Raw genomic sequence first — 22,551 nt, 5'->3', positions numbered from 1 at the left:
ACGTCGGATGTCCGGGATCGGTCATGGCCCAAGGATGGGCGGGCTCACCGGCCTCGGCAAACCCGGTGGGCCACCGCCCGCCGTTCCCGGGGACGCGCGGCGCTCGCTGGCGCGGGGAGGGCCGCCCGGAGGTGACCGGTATCTCCGGTCAGGCCGGGGCGAGGACGCCGCCGACCTGACCGGTCCTGCTCAGCGCGACCCGGTCGGTGTGCTCATCGGCTGGGCGCGCCGGGTGCGGTAAACGGTGCCGGCTCACCAGGCACGCCGGGCACGTCCCGTTTGAACGGATCACTGGGCACTCCAGGCGCAGCAGGCACCCCCGGCGCACCGGGAACAGCAGTCTCGGCACCGGGGGCACCGGGCGCAGCTGGCTCACCGGGCGCAGCGGGCACACCTGGCTCACCGGGCTTGCCGGGCGCGTCCGGCCGCTGCCACGGGTCCTGTTTCGCGCCGCCGGGGCTTGGTACGCCCGGCGGCACCGCGGTCGGCGTGGACAGGTCGGGTGCGGGTGGGCCGGGCACGGCCGCTGGACCCGCCGGGCTGGGGGCGGCCGGCGGCGCCTCGTCCGAGCCGGTCGAGGCGAGAGCGAGCGGAGTGGCGATCAGGATCGCCGCGAGGGTGCCGACCGCCCCCATCGTCACCGTGGCGCGGCGCCTGTTGCGCACCCGCCGTTCCGCTCCGGTCAACTGGTCATGCACGATCGGTGCCTCCTCGGCGAGGTCGGTGAGGGTGGAGCGGATGAGGTGCTCGAAGGGATCGGTCATCGCCGCACCTCCAGCATTTCGACCTCCGGCAGTAGTTCGCGCAGGCGCGTGACAGCCCGGTGGGTACGGCTGCGTACCGTGCCCACGGAGCAGCCGAGCAGCTCGGCCACCCGGGCTTCGGGCAGATCCTCGTAGTAGCGCAGGACCACCACCGTCCGCTGTGCCGGTGGCAGGTGGCGCAGCGCGGCGCGCATGGCCAGCCGCACGTCGGAGCCGCCGCTCGGATCGACGCCGACCGGTTCGTCCGCCGGGTTGAGCGGCGTCTCCCGCCATCGGCGCAGTCGTCGCCACCAGCTGATCTGTTCGCGGTACATCACCACGCGGAGGTACCCCTCGGGATCGGCGTGCCGGATGGACCCCCACTTCGGGATGGTCCGTGCCAGTGCCGACTGGAACAGGTCCTCGGCGGCGTTGCGGTCCCCGGTCAGCAGGTACGCGACCCGCATCAGCGCCGGCGTCCGGCTGCCGACGAACTCGGCCAGTCGAGCCCGCTCGTCCTCGTCCACCCACCACCCCCGTTTCGTTGTCACAGATACAGACGCCGCAGGTCATCGTCGCTATCCGCGATCCGATGGGTTTTTCCCGCCCGGAAGTGTCGGTCGTGACGGGTACCGTCCGGCCACCAACTCAAGAAGGGGTGCGACGGATGACGAGCGTGGCGGGTTGGGCGGCGGCGTCGACACCTGGCACATTTCCGCCGCTGCCCCGCGCGGTGGCGCAGTCCTTCTACCGCCGGATGCGGGCCGTCGCGCCCGCCGCCCGCGGCGCCATCGACCGGGACCGGGCGACCGACCCCGAGCAGGCCTTCACCGACACCGCCTGCGGCCGGCTGGTGGGCTCGCTGGACGACGCGGGCCTGCGGGCGCTCGGCATGTGGACGCACCACTGGTGCATGCGCTTCTACGACGACGACACCCGGGTCGGCCGGCGGCTGGTTCGCGAGATAGCCGCTCGGCCAGGGCTGGGCTGGACGGCCGACGAGGTGCGCTGGATGCTGCGCGAGTCGATCTCGGCCGGCCCGGCCGCCGCCGACCGGTTCACCCTGCCCCGCGCCGCCGCGGCCCAACTACCCCCGGACGGCCGGCCGTTCGACGAACTGCCCGAGGTCACGGTTCCTCGGCAGCGCCGCGGCAACTGACCGCCTCGGCCGACTGGCCGCACCGGGGTTGGCGGTCCCCGGTCGGCCGGCTGCGGCAGGATGGACGCCGCATCCCCGACGGAAGGACGCCCATGCCCGCCAGCGCACCTACCATCCTCGCCACCAGCATGGGCTTCTTCCGGGGTGACCGCGGCCCCTACAACCTGCGCCCCAGCCCGGTCTTCGAGTTGGCGGCCGAACTGGCCGAGGCCGGCCCGCAGCCACGGGTCTGCTATCTCGGCCAGGCCATCGGGGACCAGCCCACCGTGCTGAGCGCCATCTACGGCGCGTTCGCCGACACCCGGTTCCGGCTGTCGCACCTCACCCTGTTCCCCATGCCGAACGTCGAGGACATCCGCGCCCACCTGCTCGCCCAGGACGTGATCTGGGTCGACGGTGGCAGCGTGGCCAACCTGGTCGCCGTGTGGCGGGTGCACGGGCTCGACGAGATCCTGCACGAGTGCTGGCAGGCGGGCGTGGTGCTGGCCGGGGTGTCCGCGGGCTCGATCTGCTGGCATGTCGGCGGTGCCACCGACAGCTTCGGCCCCCGGCTGCGCGGCTTCACCGACGGCCTGGCCTGGCTGCCGTACGGCAACGGGGTGCACTACGACAGCGAGGGGCAGCGACGCCCGCTCATGCACGAGCTGGTCGGCAACGAGACGCTGCCGACCAGCCACTGCACCGACGACGGGGTCGGCCTGGTCTACCGGGGCACCCAACTGGTCGAGGCGATCGCGGACCGCGAGGGCGTCTCGGCGTACGAGGTCAGCCGGGGCGCGGACGGCAGCGTCCGGGAGGCGGTCATCGCCCCGCGCCTGCTCGGCTGAGCGCCGGCGCCTGTCACGCCTGCTCGCCGGGTCCCGTCGCGACATGAACCGTTCGCCGCGTAGGCTGGGTGGTCGTGAGTCTCTCCATCGGCATCGTCGGCCTGCCCAACGTCGGCAAGAGCACGCTTTTCAACGCGTTGACCAAGAACGACGTGCTGGCGGCGAACTACCCGTTCGCCACCATCGAGCCCAACGTCGGCGTGGTCGGGCTTCCGGACGAGCGGCTGGGCAAACTGGCCGAGATCTTCTCCTCGCAGAAGGTGCTGCCGGCTCCGGTGTCGTTCGTCGACATCGCCGGCCTGGTCCGCGGCGCCTCGAAGGGGCAGGGCCGGGGCAACGCCTTCCTGGCGAACATCCGCGACGCCTCGGCGATCTGCCAGGTGGTCCGGGCCTTCTCCGACCCGAACGTGGTGCACGTCGATGGCAAGATCTCCCCGGCCGACGACATCGAGACGATCAACACCGAGCTGATCCTCGCCGACCTGCAAACCCTGGACAAGGCGCTGCCCCGGTTGGAGAAGGAAGCCAAGCTCCGCAAGGACCGCTTGGCCGCGGTCGCCGCCGCGAAGGCCGCCATCGAGGTGCTCGACGGCGGCACCACCCTCTACTCCGGGGCCGCCGCCGCCAAGATCGAGCTGGAGCACCTGCGCGAGCTGCACCTGCTCACCACCAAGCCCTTCCTGTACGTCTTCAACGTCGACGAGGCCGAGCTGGCCAACGAGGCGTTCCTCGACGAGCTGCGCGCCCTGGTCGCCCCCGCCGAGGCCGTCTTCATGGACGCGAAGATCGAATCCGAGCTGGTGGACCTCCCCGAGGAGGAGGCCCGCGAGCTGCTGGAGTCGATCGGGCAGAACGAGCCCGGCCTCAACCAGCTCGTCCGGGTCGGCTTCCGCACGCTCGGCCTCCAGACGTACCTCACGGCCGGTCCCAAGGAAGCACGCGCCTGGACCGTCCCGGTCGGCGCGACCGCGCCGGAGGCCGCGGGTGTCATCCACAGCGACTTCCAGCGCGGCTTCATCAAGGCCGAGGTGGTCTCCTACCACGACCTGGTCGAGCACGGTTCGATGGCGTCGGCCAAGGCGGCGGGCAAGGTCCGCATCGAGGGCAAGGAGTACGTCATGCAGGACGGCGACGTGGTGGAGTTCCGCTTCAACGTCTGACTCCGGTCGAGTCGTCGCCCTGGGTCTCGTGCCCTAGCCGTCTGCGGGAGGCCTCGACCGTCGGCAGCGGTCGGAAGCAGCGTGGCCGCCATGTCCTCGTAGCCGCCAGAGCCACTGGCGGTCCACAACATGCCGCGAGTTCGGTAGTAAGCGCGCAGCGGCTCGATCTGCTCCTGGTAGTTCTCCTGGTAGTGCGAGTACATCAGCAGCAGTTCGTCGCCTCGCCCGGCCTGCTGTGGGTCCAGTTCTATCCGACGTTCTATCCGGCGGCGGGCCATGAGGTCGAGTTCGTCCTTCGTCAGGACGAGCTCGATCACCGTGTCGGGTGCATGGCCGCTCTGCGCCAACAACTCCGCCTGATCGATCCTGCGCGGGTAGTTGCACAGCAGCCAGCCGCCGTCCACGGCGGCCAGGGCGTCAGCGATGGCCTTCGTGGTCAGCACATCCGGGATAAGGTGCCCGGTCTGCATGTACCGGTTCATCTGCTCGCCCAGCGGCGTCCGCAGTTGCACGTGCTCACGGCAGACGTTGCCTGGGCTGATGACCTGCAGGCCGGTCGCTTCCAGAACCGCGGCAGCGGAGGACAGGTCGACCAACGGCCCGGCGAGAAGGGCAACGTTCCGCATGCATGCTCCCAGGTGCATGTAGCCGGCGAACGGCAGTGTGGGCTCCGGGGTCGAGCTGGGAGCTACAGTGCGCGTCATGGTAGGTGACGGAGTGCGCGAGATGCACGGCTTGACGGACGACATGTACGGACACGTCGTAGAGACCGAAGCCGCTGTCGTGCAGTTCATGCTGGGCGGCGGCGATGATGCCGAGACGGTCGACAACGTTGATGCGCACATCTATCTCGCGGACGGCACTCACCGGTACGCCACCTTCTTCACTCTTGACGCAGTGGAGGAAATCCTGCAGAGACACGCGAGCACCGGAGAAACCGATGGTGGCCGTTACTTCTGGTGTTCGGATCAGGTGATCGTTCCCGAACCCGGTGTTGCTGCCATGGTCGCGGCAGTTGACGAGATGATCCGGTCTGGCGAAATCGAGGTCATGTGCGGCCGGGTCGAGGAGCGCCTGGACGACCAACCTTGACAGCCCGAGACGCCAGGTGAGGTGTCGGATGGTGCCGCCGCTGGTAGCGAGACAGCGACTCTGAGTTCGCCTCGACGTCTGACTCCGGTCCGACGTCTGCTGCCTAGGCTGGCCACATGGTGCAGGTAAGGGAAGTCCGGTGAACGCCTCAGCCGACGATGACCGGACGCGTTACCTTCGTGATCGACAGTGGCTTGAATACGCGGTTCACGAGCTGCCAGCCGGTGTGCTGTGGGGCGCCGATGGCGCGACGCCTGCCCAGTGCGCCGAGATGCTGGACGGCCTGGACAAGTTCGCACGTCTCTGTGCTCGGCTGGGCCTCGATGATCACACAGAGTTCGTCGAGGCCTGCCGGTGGCACTTCGATCACTACCCGCACTTTCTCGGCCGGCGTCGCCATTTCGCGGACTATGCGACGTACGTCCGTGACCGCCGCGGACCGTTGCGGGTCTCCGCACCCGCAGCTCCGGACTGGCTGAGGCGTCAATGACAGACACGCCTGCCAGCGAGTCTCGGCGGTCAGTTGGGCCCTCGACGACCTGATCGACTCGGCTTCATTGAAGTCGTGGTGTTCCGCCGACCTCGATAGCGCGGTATTCAGGAAGGTGAGATTGCCCCGTTGCCCGCGGTGGGAAGCTCGCGGGCGGCGGCAGCAGCGGTCTTCAGCAGGCCCTCGTAGAACTCGACAAGCTTGTCGTTGCTCTGGTCGAGCGTGCGCATTCGGCCGACCACGCCCGCACTCAGACCAGCGATGATGCGCCGCGCTCGATCCGGTTCCCTGGACCGCAGATCGAGCAGCCCCATCGCGCGGCCAGGTCGCAGGTGCTCGTCCACGTCATCGTCCTGAAGCATCCCGACGGGAACGGAATCGACAATTTCGTCGAAGACCCATCCCTGGATGTACCAGTCGCGATTGTCGTCGAAGGCCACAATCATCATTGCCGATCCCCCCAAGCCCCTCTGCCCTACCTCGACCGCAGCCTAGCTGCGTCCTTCGGTGCCTGGACAAGGGTTTTGCGGGGCACACAGAGGGCACCGGACGTGCCGCCACAGAGACCCCCGCCGTAACCGCGAGCACCAGCGCCACGCGCCTCCGTTGGGGCCTTACCAGTGGCCCGTGATCAGGACGGCAGCGGCGTCGAGCTGCTCCCGCTCACGTGCGGTGAGTGCCGGATCGTTCCGCCGTACCGCCACGGCGTCGTCCAGCACGGCCAGCAGGCTGCTGCCGACGCGGTCCAGGAAGGCAGCCAACAGCGTTGCGGCCGGCGGTGCCAGGGGATGCTCACCATCGGCAGCCACCTGGGCGAGGATGACCGCGGAGAGCGCGACATCAAGGTCTGGTGGTCCCTCGGTGGCGTTGCGCCAGTCGATGAGGACCGGTCCCCGTGACGTCAGCATGACGTTGTCCGGGTGCAGGTCGAGGTGCAGGATCCGGTCCTCGTCGCGTTCGCCGAGCCGGGGCGGCAACGCGTGGAGCCGGCGATGCAGATCCGCCAGACAGTCGGCCGCTGCCAGGGCATCGAGTTCACCGGCGATGAGCGCCGACAACATGGTGCCCCCGTCCAGACGTTCCAGGACGAGATCGGTGCCGCGCGCCTCGTACACGGTGGGCACCGGAAAACCCAGACCTCCCACGTACGCCATGACAGCCGCTTCGGCGGCCACGTCTCCACCGTTGCGGTAACGCCGGAGGACGCGCCGATCGTCGATGGCGAAGACGTCGGCGTCTCGCCCCGACGCCAGCGGAACCGGATCCACCACGCCCCGACGGTAACCGAAGCAGTCATCCTCCCCGATGCCTCCGAGGACGATCGGCGTGCTCGCAGCCGCATAGAGTCACCGCATGGACGACCATCTGCTCCGATCATCCTTCGGCGCGGCAGCGACCGTGTACGCCGAACATCGTCCGGACTACGCGCGGGCAGCGGTGCGCTGGGCACTTGAGCCCGCGCCCGGCCCACGGGTGCTCGACCTCGGTGCCGGTACCGGCAAGTTGACCGCCACGCTGGTCGAGCTGGGTGCGGACGTCACCGCGGTCGAACCCGACCCGGCGATGCTCACCGAGTTGCGCCGCGCGCTGCCGGCCGTCCGGGCACTGCCGGGTAGCGCGGAGTCGATTCCGTTGCCGGACGCCTCCGTCGACGCCGTCCTGGCTGGCAACGCCCTGCACTGGTTCGACCCGGTCGTCGCCGGGGCCGAAATTGCCAGGGTCCTCGCGCCCGGCGGCGTCCTCGCGGGGCTGTGGAACGTCATGGACGACCGGATCGACTGGGTTTCCGCACTCGAACGGGTCAGCGGGAGTGCGGTCATCGGTCCCCGCGACACGCTGAGCAGTTGGCGCGCGGCGACGGCGGCCATGCTCGTTGCGGGCACCGGGCTGGGCACCCGGTTCGGCGCATCGGAGCAGGTCGAGTTTCCGCACGGGCAGCGCCGGACCGCCGACTCCCTCGTCGCGACACTGGCGACCCGGGCGGGGATGCTTGTCGCGCCGGAGGAGGAGCGGGACGCCACGCTCGGCCAAATTCGTGCCTTCCTTGCGACCAGGTCCGAGACCGCGCAGGGCGAGTTCACTCTGCCGATGTTGACCGGCGTGCTGCGCGTCCTGCGCAGGTGACCGATGAGCCGAGGCCGGGCCGGAAGTGTGCACGCTGTGCTGGCAGGCGCCGACGTGGCGCTGGTGGGCCTGTTCTCCGCGAAGGACAGGGAGTTTGCTGACCAGCTCGATCTGCTGGCCACCCTGGTGGAAACCCACGGGGGTCACGTGGTGAGTCGGCACGTTCAGCGGCGGGGCGTCTCCTTCGGCGGGGCGGACAGGATGGCGGCGCCGTTCTCGAGGCGCACTCTGCTCAGCTCTGGCAAAGCCCGCGAGGTCGCCGATGCCTGCCGGGAGGGTGGGGTCGATGTCGCGGTCTTCGTGAACCCCTTGACCGACCATCAGCGCGCTGTCCTCGGCGACATGTTCGGCTGTCGGGTGATGAGCGGTGCCGACCTCCGCTAGGGCATGGTGCAACGTCAGGGACGTACCGCCTTCTCACCATGGACGGCCGCGTACTCCACCGCGAGCCACGGCCCCAGGTCGTCGATGAGGTGGCGTAGTACCGCCGGATCCGCCGAGGGCGCGCGCCCGATCCTCGCAGCGGCGCGCATCTGCTCGGCGCGTTGCGGGTAGTAGAGACCGAACGCCTCGGCAGACTCGACGAGGTCGCTTGTCCAGCCTTCCCAGCGAGGCATGACCAGCGTGAATCCCGTCCGGACGATGCGACGGGCGACGAGCCGGCAGAGACTCCTACGGTGGTTGTCGGTGCTCGCTTCGGCCGCTTGCCGACGCCAGTCTGGAAGCGCGATTGCCAGGTCGCCGTTCGTCTCGCGGGCGAGCAGGGGAGTGGGCCGGTAGCCGGGGAGTTTGTCGGCGAGGTCGTCGCCCAGCAGGGGAGTGCACAGGCAGGCGACGAAGAAGCCGAGATCGTGACGTTCCAGCTCGCTGAGCAGGGTGCGTGCGCTGAACAGCAGGATGCCCACGCCGTCGATCTCGTCGAAGGACTGGTCGAGGGCTTGCTCGATCCGCGTGGCATCCCGCCGGTCGGCCGCGGTCGGCTCGGCGTTCAGAGCGAGCAACAGATCAAGATCAGAGACTCCAGGTACGGCGGTGCCACGCGGGATGCTGCCGTAGAGGTAGGCGCTGTGCAGTCGGCCGCCGCCGAAGCCCTCGACTATCCGGGTGCGTGCCGCGTCGACGACACCGGCGAATGCCGGTGGAACCCGACTCAGCTCGCCTTCGCGCGCGATCGAGCCGTCGACGGTCAATCCTCTGCCGGTCATGGGGGTCACTCTGCCGCAGCAGGTGATCGTCAGCTCGGGCGGAGTCGTCCTGCTCGGACTCGTACACGAAGGCCGTGACGCCACGACGGCTGCCGCAGTAGTCCACGATCAGGTCGGCGATCTCGACGGAGCCGGCACGCAACGAGGCCGCCAGCTGCCGAGCCGTGTGGTGCGTGAGGACCCGGCCTCGGGATGCACGGCTACCACCAACGTGTGCATGCGATCAGCGCTCGGCCCAGGCGCCCAGCTCGTTGCCGCTGGGGTCGGTGAAGTGGAACCGGCGGCCACCGGGAAACTCGTATGGCCCCTTCACCACCTGGCCGCCGGCCTCCTTCACGGCCTGCACGGACCGGTCCAGGTCGCTTGAGTAGAGCAGCACCAGCGGGCCGCCTTGCTGGACGGCCTGGTCCAGGCGGAGGCCGCCGACCTCGGGGCCGGAGTCGTGCGGGCTGCGGATGCCCGCGTACCCGGGACCGTAGTCGTTGAACTGCCAGCCGAACGCGTCGGCGTAGAAGCGCTTGGCCTCGGCGAGGTTGGTCACCGTGAACTCGACGTAGTCGATGGCGTGGTGCCGGTGCGGCGATGGCTCAGACATGCACGGCATTGTGCGCCCCGGGTACGACCAGACCGCGACATGCAACGAAAGGTTGCGCGAGGGCGGAGGGCTGTCGTAGGTTGAGTGCAACCAAAGGTTGCGAAAGGTTGGGGCGCATGGAACAGGGAACCATCGAGCGCGACATCCACGTCGACGCGTCACCCGAGGTGGTCTTCGAGGTGGTCAGTCAGCCCGAGCACATGCGGGAGTGGTGGCCCGACGACGCGCGGTTCGAATCGGTCGCGGGCGCGCCCGGCGAACTGATCTGGCGAAACGCCGACACCGGCGAGACGACGACCGTCGCGCTCGCCGTCGTCGAGGTCGACCCGCCGAAGCGATTCTCCTTCCGGTGGTGCTTCACCGAGCCGGACCGGAGAGGGTCGGCACTGCTCGTCACCTTCGACCTGACCCCGAGCGGCACGGGCACGCAGATCCGGATGACCGAGACCGGGTTCCGCGAGATGGGCTGGGAGATCGCCGTCCTGGAGGCGCAGTACCAGGACCACGAGAACGGTTGGGACCACTACCTGCCCAGGCTGGGCGCGTACGTCGCACGGCTGGTCGCCACGCCGTGAGCACCGCTGTCGACGACGAGCTGTGGTCGGCGATCGGTGACCCCACCCGTCGTACGATGATCGATCTTCTGCTCTCCGACGGGCCGGGCACCGCGACGTCGCTGAGCCGGCGACTACCCGTCACCCGGCAGGCCGTCGCGAAGCACCTGGCCGTCCTGGACCGGGTCGGGCTGATCCACGCCGAGTCGGCCGGTCGCGAGCGTCACTACCAGGTCGACGAGGCGCAGCTCGCCCGCGCCGTCGCGCAGTTGTCGGCGGTGGGCTCCACCTGGGACGCCCGGCTCCGCCGGATCAAGCGGATCGCCGAGGCGATCGAGCGCAACCGCCACCACGACGAAGGAGAATGACAATGGTCGACATCCTGCACCAGGTCGGCGTCGTCGCCCCGCTCGACGACGTCTACCAGGCGGTGGCATCTCCCGAGGGCGTTGCCGGCTGGTGGTCGGTCGACACGACAGGCAAGAGCGAGGTCGGCGGCCGGTTGGCCGTCCGGTTCGGCGACGACCCCGGGTTCGACCTGGAGATCCTTGAGCTGGACCCGGCCGGCCGGGTGCGGTGGCGGGTCACCGACGGCCCGGCGGAATGGATCGGCACCAAGATCGGCTGGCGTCTCGACGAACGCGGCGAGTTCACGATCGTCCAGTTCACCCACGAGGGCTGGCGCGAACCGACCGAGCTGATGCATCAGTGCAGCACCAAGTGGGCGACGTTCCTGCTGAGTCTCAGGGCGTTCGTGGAGACCGGGCGCGGCCGGCCGGCACCGGACGACGTACAGATCGGCGACGGACACTGACCTCGGTGCCGGTCGGCCCGCCGGGGGGTCGCGCGCTCCACCGGGAGATCGCGAACCCTCCGGCGACCAGGCCGAGGGCCACGATCGCCACGGCGCAGAGCAGCATCGTCGGGCGCGCGCCCACGGCACGCACGAGTGGCCCGCCCAGCATGGTGCCCAGGGGCACCGCCAGCACGAGGACGGCGCCGTTCGCGGCGAGCACCGCGGGGAGTTGCTCGGTCGACGTGCTGCGCTGGAACAGCGCCATCGACGTGGACATGTACGGTGCCCAGATCAGTCCCGCCAGGGCGAAGGCCGGCAACGACACGACGAGCGGCGCACCCAGGCCGAGAGGCAGCATGGCGATCCCGAACCCGACGACGATGCCGATGGTGGTGACCCGCAGCGGCCAGCGGCGGAGGTAACCGGCGACCAGGCCGCCGACGAGACCGCCGACGCCGAAGGCGGCGTAGAAGATGCCGAGCAGCGTCGCGGAGGCGTGCAGGTCGTCTTTGACGTGGAACGGCATGGCCACGTAGACCGGTCCGAAGAGGAGGAAGAACCCGAGGCTCAACACCAGGAGGCCCAGCAGGGCGGGGTTGCGGCGGATGACCGCGAGGCCGGCGGTCCGCGAAGCGCCGCGCTCGGCCCGCGGGGCCTCGTCGCTGGTGGGAAGGGCGAGGCGGTACGTGAGGGCCAGCGCGGCGAAGGTGGCGGCGTCGATCGCGATGACCCACACCGGTCCCGCCCAACCGATCAGGATGCCCGCCAGTGGTGGGCCGACGATGGTGGCGAACCCGGCGATGGTGCCCAGCACCGCGTTCGCGGGGAGGTGGTGTCGCTGCGGCAGCAGCTCGGCGATCAGGGTGAAACGTCCGGCCGAGCCCCACGAGTGCAGCAGGGCCGACGCGGCCAGCAGGACCACGTACAGCCCGAGGGTGAGCACGCCCGCGAGGTGGGCGAGCGGGATCGCCGCGAGCGCGCACGCCCGCAGGATCGCGTCCCACCCGGCGAGTTGGGCGCCGCCGCGTCCACGTAGCAGCCGGCCGAAGACGACAGTCCCGACCGCGCTCGGCACGGTGTACGCGGCCATGGCCAGCGCGGCCCAGGTCTCGCGCTGACCGGGCGGGGCGAGGTCGCTGGCGAGCCAGATCACCGCGACCACCGCCATGCCGTCGCCCAACGCCGACACGGCGAGCCCGGGCAGGACGCGCCGGAGCTGCGGATGACTGACCACCGGCCAGTACGGCGAGGTGCGGGGGAACCGGGCGGTGTCCGTTGGCATGCTGCCAGCTCACCCGGCCCGGGCCCGGCAGAGCAAGGAAGACTGCCGACAGCAGAATCAGTCGAACGCGCAACGTGTCACCTACCGGGTCCGGGCGCTCGTCGGCGACCGGTGCGGTGTCGCCGCTGAGGGATACCGCTCGTAGTCGGTCGCCGAGCCCCTCGCGGCGGGTCGGGCCTACCGCTGCAATGTCTGTACCCCCGGTGCCGCACCGCACGGCAGCATCGGAAAGCTGGCGTCCGGCCCGATGCCCACGCCGCTACCTTGTTCGGCATGGAAGCTTCTGAGCCGGCGTCTCTCTGCGGCCTCTGCGGCCAGCCAATCGATGAGCGGCATGTCGACACCACGCACGGTGGTACGGAGGCGCGCGGTGAGAGAAGGGAGTACGTGGTCGTCGGCAGACGCGGGGGGATCGTCGAATTTCAGCGCGCGGGCAACGCTGACCGGACGTACCGGACGGACGCCGAAATGTTGGCGATTCAGTTGAACATCGCGGAACCGCGCCTGGTCGGAGTTCGTTTCAGCTGCTGGGTCTCGCCTGCCGAGTACGGCACGTTCCAGAGTGACTACAAGCTCATCACGTAGTAGAGCCTGGCCGGTCGGGCCTGCGAATCGCGAGATCGACTCCGGCTCCTTGAAGTCGGGGGGTCAAGGAGACCTCGACATCCCGGATTCCCGGAACCGGAGTCGACCAACTGCTACTCCGCCCGGTAGACGGAGATGTGCGACGGGCTGTCAGCGGTGAACGGCTGTCGGTGCCAGTCCGCGTACCGCTCGGTGAGCCGGAGCCCCGCCTGCTGCGCCATCTCGTCGATCTGGTGTGGCCAGGCGTAGCGCATGGCGAACGGCTTCAGGTGCACACCGTCGGCGTCGAAGGTGATGGTCTGCCGGATGAAGGACTGCGCCGGTCGGTCGTACCGATGCAGTCTTATCGTCGCGGAGTCCTCGGTGACGCCCCAGACCTGCACCTGCTCGTGGCGGTCGAAGTCGCGCGGGTCCGGCACGAACGTCTCGATGACGAACGCCCCGCCCGGCGACAGCACCCGGGCGACGTTGCGGAAACAGTCCGCCTGCCGCTCGGCGTCCACCAGGTTGAACAGCGTGTTGAAGACCAGGTACGCGAGCCGGAACTCACCCGTCACCGGTACGTCCGCCATGTCGGCGACGACCACGGGGATCCGGTCGCCGCCGGGCTTGGCCCGCATCTGCGCCAGCATCTCCTCGGACGCTTCGACACCGTGCACGTCGAGACCGCGCTCGGCCAGCGGCAGCGCGACCCGGCCGGTGCCGATCGCCAGCTCGAGAACCGGCCCACCGTCGGCCAGATCGGCCAGGAAGTCCACCGCTGGCACCGGGTCGGGGTTGCCTGGGCTGTCGTAGCCGGCGGCCCACAGCCGGCCGAAGAGGCCGGGATCGTCGAAGACCGACATCAGCGGCCTCCGGGGTTGGTCAGGGGGTCAGTGGCGCGCTCCCGCGCCACGGGAGTCGGAGCAGATCTGCTCACGAAGCCTCGATTCCTCAGGTCGGATGACGTTCGGTCGGAGGGACTTCGTCGTGTCGGGCATGGTGGCTGCTCCCTTCGCGCGGCTGTCGACCGAGCAGACCAGAGACGGCCGCGGCCCGGCAAGGCATATATGCCTGGCCGGGCCACGGTGGTCGGGCGCTCAGGAGATGTGGTGCAGGATCACGTTGTGCACGTGGTGGCTCTTCTGCGCGCCACGGAACTCCACCTCGTAGGTGTGCGTCCCCACGTGGATGGCGATCGCCCCGGTGGAGAAGAACGAGCCACCCCAGGACTTGTTGCTGACCACACTCACGCTGGTGATCTTCGAGTACGGGATGCTGGTGATCGCGAACCGCTTCCCGATGAACGAGCGGTCCTGGATGATCACGCGACGGTCCGTCAGCCCGATGAACCCGGTGCCGGTGCCGACCGCGTCGTAGACGGCGATGATCTGCTCGCCGTCGAGGAGTCCGCTCTCGATCTGCTGGACCTGCTCCTTGCGGTCGTACGCGATGTTCGCCATGGATCCAGGTTAAAAAACCGGTGCCACCGACCCACCCGGGCGAGGACCACGACTCCGCGTCGTACCCCGGATCAGACGGTGGTGGCGGAACTCGGCGTGTCTCATCGGGGGTTCGCGTCGGTCGCGGCGCGGACGAACTCACGGACCCGGGTGGTGGTGTTGCTGGGCAGCCAGACCGGCCCGCGTTCGATCGGTGGGGCGTCGTGGATGGGCACGTACGCCACGTCGGGGCGCGGGTAGTAGCGCCGCGTGTGCTCGCCCACCGGCAGGACACCCCGGCCCAGCGCGACCAGGGACAGCATCTCGGAGAAGGTGTTCCCGGCAGGTCCCTTCGGCACCGGCCGGCCGGACGGGGTGCGCTCCGGGGTGCGGTCCCGCTTGAACTCCGTCGAGGTCACGGCCGGGTACTGCACCACCGGATGGTCGGCGAGCACCTCCAACGACACCGACCGCTCCCGGGTGAGGGGGTGACCCGCCGCCACCGCCAGTACCCGATCCTCGGCGAGCAGCGCCGGACCGGTGGCCATCCCGTCGAACGGGTACGAGGCGATCAGAACGTCCGTCGAGCCGTCGAGCAGCCCCGATCGGGTGGTGGACAACTGCGCCTCGTGCACCTCCACCCGGCAGTCCGGGTGCCGTTCAGCGAACAGGGCCACCGCCCGCAGCAGCACCGGTGCGGTCCATTCGCCGAGGAACGCCACCCGCAGCGTCCCGGTCACGCCCCGGGCGGCGTCGGTCGCGCGGCGAACGGCCTCGTCCATCTCGGCGACCAGCGGAGCCAGCTCGTCGGCGAGCTGCCGGCCGATCGGAGTGAGCCGGACGACCCGGCTGGTGCGGGCGAACAGCGGTGCGCCGATCCGGCGTTCCAGCTTCTTCACGATGTGGCTGACCCGGCCGGTGCTGACTGTCAACCGCTCGGCGGTCCGGCCGAAGTGCAGCTCCTCCGCGAGCGTCAGGAACGTCTCCACCTCGTACCGCTCCAGCACACCGGTTCCGATCGTTGACCTGTGGGCAACGATCGTAGCGGCATCAGATCTTGGTCGGCGTCCCTCGTCCGGGCATCGTGAACGGCACGGAACACCGAGCGAAAGGCGCTGGACGTGAGCATTGACGACTACCTGGCCGGCCTGGCCGGCCCACTGCGCGAGATCGGCGAGAAGCTGACGCCGATCATCGCGGCGGCGCTGCCCGGAGCGACCGGGGCGATGTGGCACGGGCACCCGGTCTGGGGCCTGGGCGACCGGCCCGGCCAGCGTCCGGTCTGCCTGGTCAAGGCGTACGGGTCGTACGTCACCTTCGGGCTGTGGCGGGGGCAGGAGATCACCGACCCGTCGGGGCGGCTGATGCCCGGTGCGCGGGCGATGGCGGCGGTGAAGTTGCGGGAGGTCGCCGACATCGATCCAGCCCTGTTCAGCGGCTGGCTGCGCGCGGCGGCACACCTGGAGGAGGCGTGAGCGGGGTGCGGGTAACCGGTTTCGACCACCTGGTACTGACCGTCGCCGACGTGGAACGGTCCTTGGACTTCTACTGCGGCCGGCTCGGGCTGGCACCGGTACGGGTCGACGAGTGGCGCGCCGGCACCGTCCCGTTCCCGTCGGTGCGGATCAGCCCCGACAGCATCATCGACCTCGTCCGAGGTGCGCCGCTGGGCGCGAACGTGGACCACTTCTGCCTGGTGGTGGCACCACTGGACTGGGCGCAGGTGATCGAGTCGGGGGTCTTCACCGTGCTGACCGGGCCGGTCAGCCGGTTCGGCGCCCGCGGTTCGGCGACCTCGATCTACGTGCGGGACCCGGACGGCAACTCGGTGGAGTTGCGCTACTACCCGCAGGACGCCGGGTCGGAGCCGGAGACGGTCGTCAGGACTCGGTGACCGCCCGGTACGCGTCCTCGATGCGGGCGGCCAACAGGACCTCACCCTCGGTCAACGGCTCGCCGTTGCCGTGCCCGACCCGGATCTGGGTGCGGTCGGGCAGGCGGCTGATCTCGGGGCGCAGGTGCAGCGCGTCAGCGACGACCTTGACCCGTTCAGTTAGGGCGGCGTGTTGGGTATCGTCGATCGCGAGCGTCCGTCGGATCTGCTCGCCTTCGCGTGTCCAACCAGCTAGCAGGGTCAACGCGTCGGAGAGGTAGTCCTGCTTGGCCCTGCTGTTGAACAGCACGCGCATCACCGCACCCCCCAAGCGCCGTTGTCGGCTCGTGGCCAAATCGTCGCCATCCCGTGTCTTGTCGGTGTCCTCTAGTTTGTCGTTGCTCGGAAGGGGTGTCCACGCCCACACTTCCGTGTTCTGTTGGCCTAGCGGACGGCTACGGTACCCAAACCGCCGATTGATCTGGCACCCTGGACGCCCGTGCGGACCGAACGGGCGAATGGCGGCGGGCAGACCGAACGACGGGACCTGAAGGTGATCGTCGGTGCGGCGATCATCCGGGACGGGCGGGTGCTCGCCTGTGCGCGTGCCGCCCCGCCCGAGGTGGCCGGAATGTGGGAGTTTCCCGGCGGGAAGGTCGAGCCGGGGGAGACCGAGACCGACGCGCTGGTCCGGGAGTGCGCCGAGGAGTTGGCCGTACGCGTCGAGGTCCACGATCGGGTCGGCCGCAACGTACGAATGGCGCACGGCCGTTCGGTGCTCAAGGTGTACGCCGCCCGCCTGCTCCACGGCGACGAGCCCCAGGCGCTGGAACACGAGGCGCTGCGGTGGCTCTCGGCCAACGAGCTGGACTCGGTCACCTGGCTCCCCGCCGACGCCCCCATCGTGGCCGCCCTCCGCCCTCTCCTCAAAACCCCCTAACCCCCGCCCCGCCCCTCCCGCCCTCTCCCGCCCCGCCCAGCCTCCGGTGATCAAGAGGTTTGCGTCATGCGGCGCGGCGTGTCGTGACGCAAACCTCTTGATCACCGGAGCAGGCGGCGGAGCAGGCAGGTGACCAGGCGGCAGAGCAGGCGGGTGGGCTGGAAGCGGGGACGGGGGCCGTGGCGATAGCCACGGCCCCCGTCTTTGGTTCGGGTTCTAGTGCTGCTTGTCCTGGTCGGGGTGCGCGAAGTTGAGGTGCTCCGGAGGCAGCGGGAAGGTGACGTCGTCACCGAACGGCGACGGCGCGGCGGCCCGGTCGAACGTGAGCTCGGTCAGCGGCAGCTTGCCCCGGTCGTCCACCGCCGGAGCGGTCGGGTGGGGCACCTCCCGGTCCCAGTTCACGCCACTCTGCGCCTGCGCCTCGGCGCGCGGGTCGTGGGAACCACCCGCGTGCGAGTGCACCCCGCCCCTGGCCGAGCCCGACGTCGTCGAGCCCTGGCGGGCGGTGGTCACGCTGGTCTGGGGAGTCTCGCCCCGACGGAAGATCTTGCTACCAAGCCACACAAGGGGATCGTACCTGCGGTCGACGACCCGTTCCTTCATGGGGATGATCCCGTTATCAGTGATCTTGATGTGCTCGGGGCAGACCTCGGTGCAGCACTTGGTGATGTTGCAGAAACCGAGGCCCTGTTCGGCCTGTGCGTACTCCTTGCGGTCCGTCCGGCTGTCCAGCGGGTGCATGTCCAGCTCGGCCGCCCGAATGAAGTATCGAGGGCCGGAGAACGCCTGCTTGTTCTCGTCGTGATCACGGATCACGTGGCAGACCGTCTGGCACAGGAAGCACTCGATGCACTTGCGGAACTCCTGCGAGCGCTCGACGTCGACCTGCTGCATCCGGTAGTCACCCGGGGCCACGTCCGCCGGTGGGGCGAACGCCGGGGTCTCGCGGGCCTTCTGGTAGTTGTACGACACGTCGGTGACCAGGTCCCGGATGACCGGGAAGGTCCGCAGCGGGGTGACCGTGACGGTCTCCTCGTCGCCGAAGGTCGACATCCGCGTCATGCAGCCCAACCGCGGCTTGCCGTTGATCTCCATGGAGCAGGAGCCGCACTTGCCGGCCTTGCAGTTCCACCGGCAGGCCAAATCCGGCGCGTCGGTGGCCTGGAGGCGGTGGATGACGTCGAGGACGACCTCGCCCTCGTTCACCTCGACCATGTAGTCCTGCAGGTCCCCGCCGGTCTCGTCACCCCGCCAGATTCGGAACTGACGCTTCGCGCTCATCGGTTGTCCGCCTCTCCAGCGTCGGCGACGAGGGCGTCGAAGTCGGCCAGCTCCTCGTCGGTGAGGTACTTGGAAAGCTCCGCACGGTCGAAGAGGCCGATCAGCTCCGGCCGCATCTTCGGCAGCGGCTTACGGGTGAGCCGTACGCTGTCGCCGTCCAGCGAGCAGACCAGGTTGACCTGTCGCCACTTCGGCTCCATCGCCGGATAGTCCTCCCGGGTGTGCCCGCCGCGCGACTCCTGCCGCTCCAACGCCGCCTTCGCGGTGCACTCCGAGACCACGAGCATGTTGCGCAGGTCCAGGGCGAGGTGCCAGCCCGGGTTGTAGCGCCGGCCGCCGAACGCGCTGACCTTGGCGACCCGCTCGCGCAGCTCGGCCAGCCGCACCAGCGCGTCGGCCAGCTCACCCTCCCGGCGGATGATGCCCACCAGGTCCCCCATGACCGCCTGGAGGTCCTGCTGGAGGGTGTACGGGCTCTCGCCGGTGTCCCGTTGCAGCGGGGCGAGGGCGGTCTCCACGGCGGCCTCGACCGCGTCCACGGCCACCTTCGGCCGGGCGGCGAGCCCGTCGGCGTAGCTGGCCGCGTGCCCGCCCGCCCGCTTGCCGAAGACCAGCAGGTCGGACAGGGAGTTGCCGCCCAGCCGGTTGGAGCCGTGCATACCGCCGGAGACCTCACCGGCGGCGAACAGTCCGCGTACGTGGCCGAAGGCGGCACCCGAGTCCGGGTCGACCTCGACGCCGCCCATCACGTAGTGACAGGTCGGCCCGACCTCCATCGGCTCGGCGGTGATGTCGACGTCGGCCAGCTCCTTGAACTGGTGGTACATCGACGGCAGCCGCCGGCGGATCTCGTCGGCCGAACGCCGGCTCGCGATGTCCAGGAAGACGCCACCGGCGGGGGAGCCCCGACCGGCCTTGACCTCGCTGTTGATCGCGCGGGCCACCTCGTCCCGGGGCAGCAGCTCCGGTGGACGCCTGTTGTTGTCCGGGTCGGTGTACCAGCGGTCCGCCTCCTCCTCGGTCTCCGCGTACTGCTTGCGGAAGACGTCGGGGACGTAGTCGAACATGAACCGCTTGCCCTCGGAGTTCTTCAGGACGCCACCGTCACCACGCACCGACTCGGTGACCAGGATGCCCTTCACCGAGGGCGGCCAGACCATGCCGGTCGGGTGGAACTGGAGGAACTCCATGTTGATCAGCGTCGCCCCGGCGCGTAGCGCCAACGCGTGCCCGTCCCCGGTGTACTCCCAGGAGTTCGAGGTGACCTTGTAGGAGCGTCCGACGCCACCGGTGGCGAGCACGACGGCCGGCGCCTCGAAGAGGATGAACTCACCGGACTCGCGGTAGTACCCGAACGCGCCGGCCACCCGGTCACCGTCGAGCAGCAGCTCGGTGATCGTGGTCTCGGAGAACACCTTGATCCGGGCGTCGTACGAGCCGAACTCCCGCTGGTCCTCCTGCTGAAGCGAGACGATCTTCTGCTGGAGGGTGCGGATCAGCTCCAGGCCGGTCCGGTCGCCGACGTGTGCCAGGCGCGGGTACTCGTGGCCACCGAAGTTGCGCTGCGAGATCTTGCCGTCCTTGGTGCGGTCGAAGAGCGCCCCGTACGTCTCCAGCTCCCAGATCCGCTGCGGCGACTCCTTCGCGTGCAACTCGGCCATCCGGAAGTTGTTGAGGAACTTGCCGCCACGCATGGTGTCGCGGAAGTGCACCTGCCAGTTGTCCCGGCTGTTCACGTTGCCCATGGCGGCTGCCGCGCCGCCCTCGGCCATCACCGTGTGCGCCTTGCCGAAGAGCGACTTGGAGATGATCGCGGTCTTCTTGCCGGCGAGCCGGGCCTCGATCGCCGCGCGCAGACCGGCGCCGCCGGCCCCGATGACGACGACGTCGTAGTGGTGTCGTTCGATGCGAGTGGTAGTGGTCATGTCAGGGGCCCTTTAGTTGATGAACCGCAGGTCGGAGAACCAGCCGGCCGCGAGCGCCATGATGTAGAAGTCGGCCAGCGCCAGGGTGCCGAGGGTGATCCAGGCGAGCTGCATGTGCCGGACGTTCAACGCCGAGACGACAGTCCAGGCCTTGTACCGCACCGGGTGCTTGGAGAAGTGCTTGAGCCGGCCGCCGATGATGTGCCGGCAGGAGTGGCAGGAGATCGTGTACGCCCAGAGCATCACCACGTTGAGCACCAGGATGATGTTGCCGAGCCCGAAGCCGAAGCCCTTGGGCGAGTGGAAGGCGAGGATCGCGTCCCAGGTGTTGATCAGCGAGATGACCGCGGCGGCGTAGAAGAAGTAGCGGTGCAGGTTCTGACCGAGCAGCGGGAAGCGGGTCTCCCCGGCGTACTCCTTGTGGCCGTCCGGGACGGCGCAGGCCGGCGGCGACAGCCAGAACGACCGGTAGTACGCCTTGCGGTAGTAGTAGCAGGTGAGCCGGAACAGCAGCAGGAACGGCAGGGTCAGCGCGGCATCCGGGATGACCCACCAGCCGGGCAGGAACCGCCCGAAGTGCGAGGCCGCCTCGACACACCGGTCCGTCACGCACGGGGAGTAGAACGGGGTCAGGTAGTGGTACGCGTCGACCCAGTAGTTGTCATGCTGGAAGACCCGGACCGTCGCGTACGCGACCCAGGCGCTGAGCCCGATCACGGTGATCAGCGGAGCGAACCACCAGCGGTCGGTACGCAACGTCTTCGCCGCGATCGCGGCGCGCGCCCGCGCTCCCCGCGGCTTCGTTGCCGTTGAAGTCATTCGAGTCGTCTCCTCGACGGGCCCGTACGGGCGGGCTGATCTTTCTCCGGTCGGCACGCGGACCGGCGAACCCGCACCCGCTGCCACGTCCTGCGCACACCAACGACCACGCCGGATCGACCGACGCAGCTAAGTGACACACGTTACGCCGATCTCTGCGAGCCGTCCGCGCAAGGGAGTGTCCCGTGTGTCTGGCCTGCGGAAAAGCCGCGGTACGTCGGTCCGCGGCGGTCCGCCGCGGTCATCCCGAGGCGCCTCCGCTGAAGTGCCAGGACGCCAGTCGCAGCGAGGGAGCCGTCCACCAGGCACCGTCCACCCGATCCGGTTGCCGCACCACCCGCCCGCCCACCCCGAGCACCGCCCCGGGTCCGAGCGCGCGCGGGTACGACTCGGTGAACCGCAGATCACGGACCGCCCGCACCACCGTGCCGTCCTCGATGAGCCAGACGCCGTTACGGGTCAGCCCGGTGACGACGAGGCTCTTCGGGTCGAGCACCCTCGTGTACCAGAGGTCGCTGACCAGCAACCCCCGGCGTACACCGGCGACAAGCGCCGCGGTGTCCGCGTCGACCACCGCGCCGGCCGCCCCGCCGGTGGTGCTCCGGCCCGTCGCGCTGACCGGGCCGGCCGCCGCGCCGGACAGCCGCAGGTTACGGGCCATCGGCCCCCAGGTGGCTCCACCCGCGACCGCGTGCCCGGTGGACGGCACACCCGCCGCGTCGGCCGTCCGCCGGTCGTGCGCCACCGCCCGGGTGGTGCCCGCCTCGACCAGGGTCAGCGCCCGACGACCGGTGCCCTCCGCATCGAATGTCAGCCCCGACGCGCCCAGCGGGTCGTCCACCAGGGTCACCGCCCGGTCGAACTGGGCCGTACCCGGCTCGGCGAACGACTGCCGCTCGGCGTACCGCTTGCCGTTGAAGCCGTACCAGGAGAGGTTCTGCAACAGGTCCGCCACGGCGGCCGGCTCGAACACCACCTCGTAGCGCCCCGGTGGCAGCTCGACCGGGTCGGCCGCCGCCCGGGCCTTCGCCGCCGCCCGCGCGCCCAGCTCGGCGCCGTCGAGGTCGGAGAGCCGGTCGGCGCTGCGCCGGGCCACCCCGTCCGCGCCATCGCTGCGGGCGATGCCATCCATCGCCGCCTCCGCCGAACGGCCGTACGCCATGTGCCCGGCCGAGTTGGCGAACGCCGACGAGCGATGCGCGGTACGGCAGTAACCGGCCGTGCTGAGGCCCCCGGCGGCGGCCACGAAAGCGCCCACCCGATCGGCCCGCTGATCCGGCTCGGCGTGCGCGGTGGCCTCGTCGACCGCCGGCGCCTCCGGCGAGGGCGTGGGCGGGGCCAGCCCCGGCCAGCCCGGGTCGGGCGGGCAGAGCCGCGCCGCCGCCAGGGTGCGCTCGACCAGCGCGCTCAGCCCCTCGGCGGTGATCACGCTGCCGCTGCCGGCGGCGGTCCGACCGTCGACGTGCACCCGCAGCCGGACTCCGACCGTCGACTCGGCGACGTTCTGGTGGATGGCCGAGTTGGCGAACCGGGTCAGCGCCAGATCCGCCCGCGTCACCACCACCTCGGCCTGCGCCCCCGGCCCACCGAGGCGACGCGCCAGCTCGATGACCTGACCGGCCAGCTCCGGCTCACTCCTCGCGCTCACGCTGGGCCGCCTTTCGTTCGCGACTGCGGGGC

29 protein-coding genes and 1 pseudogene are annotated in these 22,551 nt (G+C 69.9%); 13 read left to right on the top strand and 17 right to left on the bottom strand.

What is annotated here, in order from left to right; genetic code table 11:
- Positions 1–212: 212 nt before the first annotated feature.
- Together AB0A90_RS14950 and AB0A90_RS14945 are read right to left on the bottom strand one after the other, a co-directional pair.
- Positions 213–764, bottom strand: coding sequence for a hypothetical protein (locus tag AB0A90_RS14950; protein WP_357246959.1), 552 nt, complete (start codon positions 762–764; stop codon positions 213–215).
- Entirely contained in the window at positions 761–1,270 is a 510-nt protein-coding gene (locus AB0A90_RS14945; RefSeq protein ID WP_357246957.1) for a SigE family RNA polymerase sigma factor, read from the bottom strand. The genes AB0A90_RS14950 and AB0A90_RS14945 overlap by 4 nt, the downstream gene beginning before the upstream one ends.
- 140 nt (positions 1,271–1,410) lie before the next feature.
- On the opposite strand from AB0A90_RS14945, the gene AB0A90_RS14940 reads away from it, so the two are divergent.
- From AB0A90_RS14940 to ychF, 3 genes are all read left to right on the top strand, one after another.
- Positions 1,411–1,902: a hypothetical protein gene (locus AB0A90_RS14940; RefSeq protein WP_357246954.1), complete on the top strand. Its 492-nt coding sequence runs from the start codon at positions 1,411–1,413 to the stop codon at positions 1,900–1,902.
- 92 nt (positions 1,903–1,994) lie between these two features.
- Positions 1,995–2,729, top strand: a complete 735-nt coding sequence (locus AB0A90_RS14935; RefSeq protein ID WP_357246952.1) for a peptidase E — start codon at positions 1,995–1,997, stop codon at positions 2,727–2,729.
- Positions 2,730–2,803: 74 nt separating this feature from the next.
- The gene (ychF, locus tag AB0A90_RS14930) at positions 2,804–3,889 is read left to right on the top strand and encodes a redox-regulated ATPase YchF (protein ID WP_357246949.1); all 1,086 of its coding nucleotides are present in this window, start codon (positions 2,804–2,806) and stop codon (positions 3,887–3,889) included.
- Between the two features lie 143 nt (positions 3,890–4,032).
- Here ychF and AB0A90_RS14925 read toward each other — a convergent pair.
- Positions 4,033–4,515: pseudogene (locus AB0A90_RS14925) on the bottom strand (nucleoside monophosphate kinase); the annotation flags it as partial.
- Between the two features lie 91 nt (positions 4,516–4,606).
- Here AB0A90_RS14925 and AB0A90_RS14920 point away from each other — a divergent pair.
- Positions 4,607–4,981: a hypothetical protein gene (locus AB0A90_RS14920; RefSeq protein WP_357246946.1), complete on the top strand. Its 375-nt coding sequence runs from the start codon at positions 4,607–4,609 to the stop codon at positions 4,979–4,981.
- 148 nt (positions 4,982–5,129) lie between these two features.
- On the opposite strand, the gene AB0A90_RS14915 is transcribed toward AB0A90_RS14920, so the two are convergent.
- The 3 genes from AB0A90_RS14915 to AB0A90_RS14905 all read right to left on the bottom strand — a co-directional run bounded on the left by AB0A90_RS14915 (position 5,130) and on the right by AB0A90_RS14905 (position 6,742).
- On the bottom strand, positions 5,130–5,381 hold the full coding sequence (locus AB0A90_RS14915) for a hypothetical protein (RefSeq protein WP_357246944.1): 252 nt from the start codon (positions 5,379–5,381) through the stop codon (positions 5,130–5,132).
- Positions 5,382–5,578: 197 nt separating this feature from the next.
- Positions 5,579–5,920, bottom strand: coding sequence for a hypothetical protein (locus AB0A90_RS14910; RefSeq protein ID WP_357246941.1), 342 nt, complete (start codon positions 5,918–5,920; stop codon positions 5,579–5,581).
- A 165-nt stretch (positions 5,921–6,085) separates the two neighbouring features.
- Positions 6,086–6,742, bottom strand: a complete 657-nt coding sequence (locus tag AB0A90_RS14905; RefSeq protein ID WP_357246938.1) for a phosphotransferase — start codon at positions 6,740–6,742, stop codon at positions 6,086–6,088.
- A gap of 82 nt (positions 6,743–6,824) precedes the next feature.
- Here AB0A90_RS14905 and AB0A90_RS14900 point away from each other — a divergent pair, with 82 nt between their 5' ends.
- Positions 6,825–7,595 carry a class I SAM-dependent methyltransferase gene (locus tag AB0A90_RS14900; RefSeq protein ID WP_357246935.1) on the top strand — a complete coding sequence of 257 codons (771 nt, stop codon included), beginning with the start codon at positions 6,825–6,827 and terminating at the stop codon, positions 7,593–7,595.
- A gap of 36 nt (positions 7,596–7,631) precedes the next feature.
- Positions 7,632–7,979: a hypothetical protein gene (locus AB0A90_RS14895; protein WP_357246932.1), complete on the top strand. Its 348-nt coding sequence runs from the start codon at positions 7,632–7,634 to the stop codon at positions 7,977–7,979.
- A 14-nt stretch (positions 7,980–7,993) separates the two neighbouring features.
- Here AB0A90_RS14895 and AB0A90_RS14890 read toward each other — a convergent pair whose 3' ends face one another.
- Together AB0A90_RS14890 and AB0A90_RS14885 are read right to left on the bottom strand one after the other, a co-directional pair.
- Positions 7,994–8,800 carry a nucleotidyltransferase domain-containing protein gene (locus AB0A90_RS14890; RefSeq protein WP_357246929.1) on the bottom strand — a complete coding sequence of 269 codons (807 nt, stop codon included), beginning with the start codon at positions 8,798–8,800 and terminating at the stop codon, positions 7,994–7,996.
- Positions 8,801–9,023: 223 nt separating this feature from the next.
- Positions 9,024–9,395, bottom strand: coding sequence for a VOC family protein (locus AB0A90_RS14885; RefSeq protein WP_357246926.1), 372 nt, complete (start codon positions 9,393–9,395; stop codon positions 9,024–9,026).
- Between the two features lie 116 nt (positions 9,396–9,511).
- Between AB0A90_RS14885 and AB0A90_RS14880 the strand changes: the two genes are divergently transcribed.
- The 3 genes from AB0A90_RS14880 to AB0A90_RS14870 are packed head-to-tail and all read left to right on the top strand — an operon-like array spanning position 9,512 to position 10,763.
- The gene (locus AB0A90_RS14880; protein ID WP_357246923.1) at positions 9,512–9,970 is read left to right on the top strand and encodes an SRPBCC domain-containing protein; all 459 of its coding nucleotides are present in this window, start codon (positions 9,512–9,514) and stop codon (positions 9,968–9,970) included.
- On the top strand, positions 9,967–10,317 hold the full coding sequence (locus AB0A90_RS14875) for a metalloregulator ArsR/SmtB family transcription factor (RefSeq protein WP_357246920.1): 351 nt from the start codon (positions 9,967–9,969) through the stop codon (positions 10,315–10,317). Before AB0A90_RS14880 ends, AB0A90_RS14875 begins: the two co-directional genes overlap by 4 nt.
- A gap of 2 nt (positions 10,318–10,319) precedes the next feature.
- Positions 10,320–10,763, top strand: coding sequence for an SRPBCC domain-containing protein (locus tag AB0A90_RS14870; protein WP_357246917.1), 444 nt, complete (start codon positions 10,320–10,322; stop codon positions 10,761–10,763).
- Here AB0A90_RS14870 and AB0A90_RS14865 read toward each other — a convergent pair.
- On the bottom strand, positions 10,693–12,027 hold the full coding sequence (locus AB0A90_RS14865; RefSeq protein ID WP_357246915.1) for an MFS transporter: 1,335 nt from the start codon (positions 12,025–12,027) through the stop codon (positions 10,693–10,695). The genes AB0A90_RS14870 and AB0A90_RS14865 overlap by 71 nt on opposite strands.
- Before the next feature lie 273 nt (positions 12,028–12,300).
- Between AB0A90_RS14865 and AB0A90_RS14860 the strand changes: the two genes are divergently transcribed.
- Positions 12,301–12,612 carry a hypothetical protein gene (locus AB0A90_RS14860; RefSeq protein ID WP_357246912.1) on the top strand — a complete coding sequence of 104 codons (312 nt, stop codon included), beginning with the start codon at positions 12,301–12,303 and terminating at the stop codon, positions 12,610–12,612.
- A 113-nt stretch (positions 12,613–12,725) separates the two neighbouring features.
- Here the strand turns inward: AB0A90_RS14860 and AB0A90_RS14855 are convergent, their stop codons facing one another.
- The 3 genes from AB0A90_RS14855 to AB0A90_RS14845 all read right to left on the bottom strand — a co-directional run bounded on the left by AB0A90_RS14855 (position 12,726) and on the right by AB0A90_RS14845 (position 15,040).
- On the bottom strand, positions 12,726–13,457 hold the full coding sequence (locus tag AB0A90_RS14855; RefSeq protein WP_357246909.1) for a class I SAM-dependent methyltransferase: 732 nt from the start codon (positions 13,455–13,457) through the stop codon (positions 12,726–12,728).
- A gap of 234 nt (positions 13,458–13,691) precedes the next feature.
- Positions 13,692–14,054, bottom strand: coding sequence for a PH domain-containing protein (locus AB0A90_RS14850; protein ID WP_110563545.1), 363 nt, complete (start codon positions 14,052–14,054; stop codon positions 13,692–13,694).
- Between the two features lie 101 nt (positions 14,055–14,155).
- Entirely contained in the window at positions 14,156–15,040 is an 885-nt protein-coding gene (locus AB0A90_RS14845; protein WP_357246906.1) for a LysR family transcriptional regulator, read from the bottom strand.
- Between the two features lie 114 nt (positions 15,041–15,154).
- Here AB0A90_RS14845 and AB0A90_RS14840 point away from each other — a divergent pair, with 114 nt between their 5' ends.
- Together AB0A90_RS14840 and AB0A90_RS14835 are read left to right on the top strand one after the other, a co-directional pair.
- Positions 15,155–15,508: a DUF1801 domain-containing protein gene (locus AB0A90_RS14840; RefSeq protein WP_357246903.1), complete on the top strand. Its 354-nt coding sequence runs from the start codon at positions 15,155–15,157 to the stop codon at positions 15,506–15,508.
- 5 nt (positions 15,509–15,513) lie between these two features.
- Positions 15,514–15,927 (top strand): VOC family protein, encoded by a 414-nt coding sequence (locus tag AB0A90_RS14835; RefSeq protein WP_357246900.1) that lies wholly within the window; start codon positions 15,514–15,516, stop codon positions 15,925–15,927.
- Here AB0A90_RS14835 and AB0A90_RS14830 read toward each other — a convergent pair.
- Positions 15,914–16,222, bottom strand: coding sequence for a 4a-hydroxytetrahydrobiopterin dehydratase (locus tag AB0A90_RS14830; RefSeq protein ID WP_357246897.1), 309 nt, complete (start codon positions 16,220–16,222; stop codon positions 15,914–15,916). The two genes, AB0A90_RS14835 and AB0A90_RS14830, sit on opposite strands and share 14 nt — an antisense overlap.
- Before the next feature lie 183 nt (positions 16,223–16,405).
- Between AB0A90_RS14830 and AB0A90_RS14825 the strand changes: the two genes are divergently transcribed.
- Complete coding sequence (locus AB0A90_RS14825; protein WP_357246894.1) at positions 16,406–16,846, top strand: (deoxy)nucleoside triphosphate pyrophosphohydrolase; 441 nt, start codon at positions 16,406–16,408, stop codon at positions 16,844–16,846.
- Between the two features lie 216 nt (positions 16,847–17,062).
- On the opposite strand, the gene AB0A90_RS14820 is transcribed toward AB0A90_RS14825, so the two are convergent.
- The 4 genes from AB0A90_RS14820 to AB0A90_RS14805 all read right to left on the bottom strand — a co-directional run bounded on the left by AB0A90_RS14820 (position 17,063) and on the right by AB0A90_RS14805 (position 22,495).
- On the bottom strand, positions 17,063–18,127 hold the full coding sequence (locus AB0A90_RS14820; RefSeq protein WP_357246892.1) for a succinate dehydrogenase/fumarate reductase iron-sulfur subunit: 1,065 nt from the start codon (positions 18,125–18,127) through the stop codon (positions 17,063–17,065).
- Complete coding sequence (locus AB0A90_RS14815) at positions 18,124–20,052, bottom strand: fumarate reductase/succinate dehydrogenase flavoprotein subunit (RefSeq protein WP_357246889.1); 1,929 nt, start codon at positions 20,050–20,052, stop codon at positions 18,124–18,126. The genes AB0A90_RS14820 and AB0A90_RS14815 overlap by 4 nt, the downstream gene beginning before the upstream one ends.
- Before the next feature lie 12 nt (positions 20,053–20,064).
- Positions 20,065–20,871, bottom strand: a complete 807-nt coding sequence (locus tag AB0A90_RS14810; protein ID WP_357246887.1) for a hypothetical protein — start codon at positions 20,869–20,871, stop codon at positions 20,065–20,067.
- Between the two features lie 241 nt (positions 20,872–21,112).
- Entirely contained in the window at positions 21,113–22,495 is a 1,383-nt protein-coding gene (locus AB0A90_RS14805) for a metallopeptidase TldD-related protein (protein WP_357247184.1), read from the bottom strand.
- Positions 22,496–22,551: the final 56 nt, after the last annotated feature.

Source organism: Micromonospora sp. NPDC049204, from assembly GCF_040647935.1.
Taxonomy (GTDB): Bacteria; Actinomycetota; Actinomycetes; order Mycobacteriales; family Micromonosporaceae; genus Micromonospora.
Note: the sequence above shows the minus strand (reverse complement) of the source record. Positions and strands in the feature narration are given on the sequence as shown.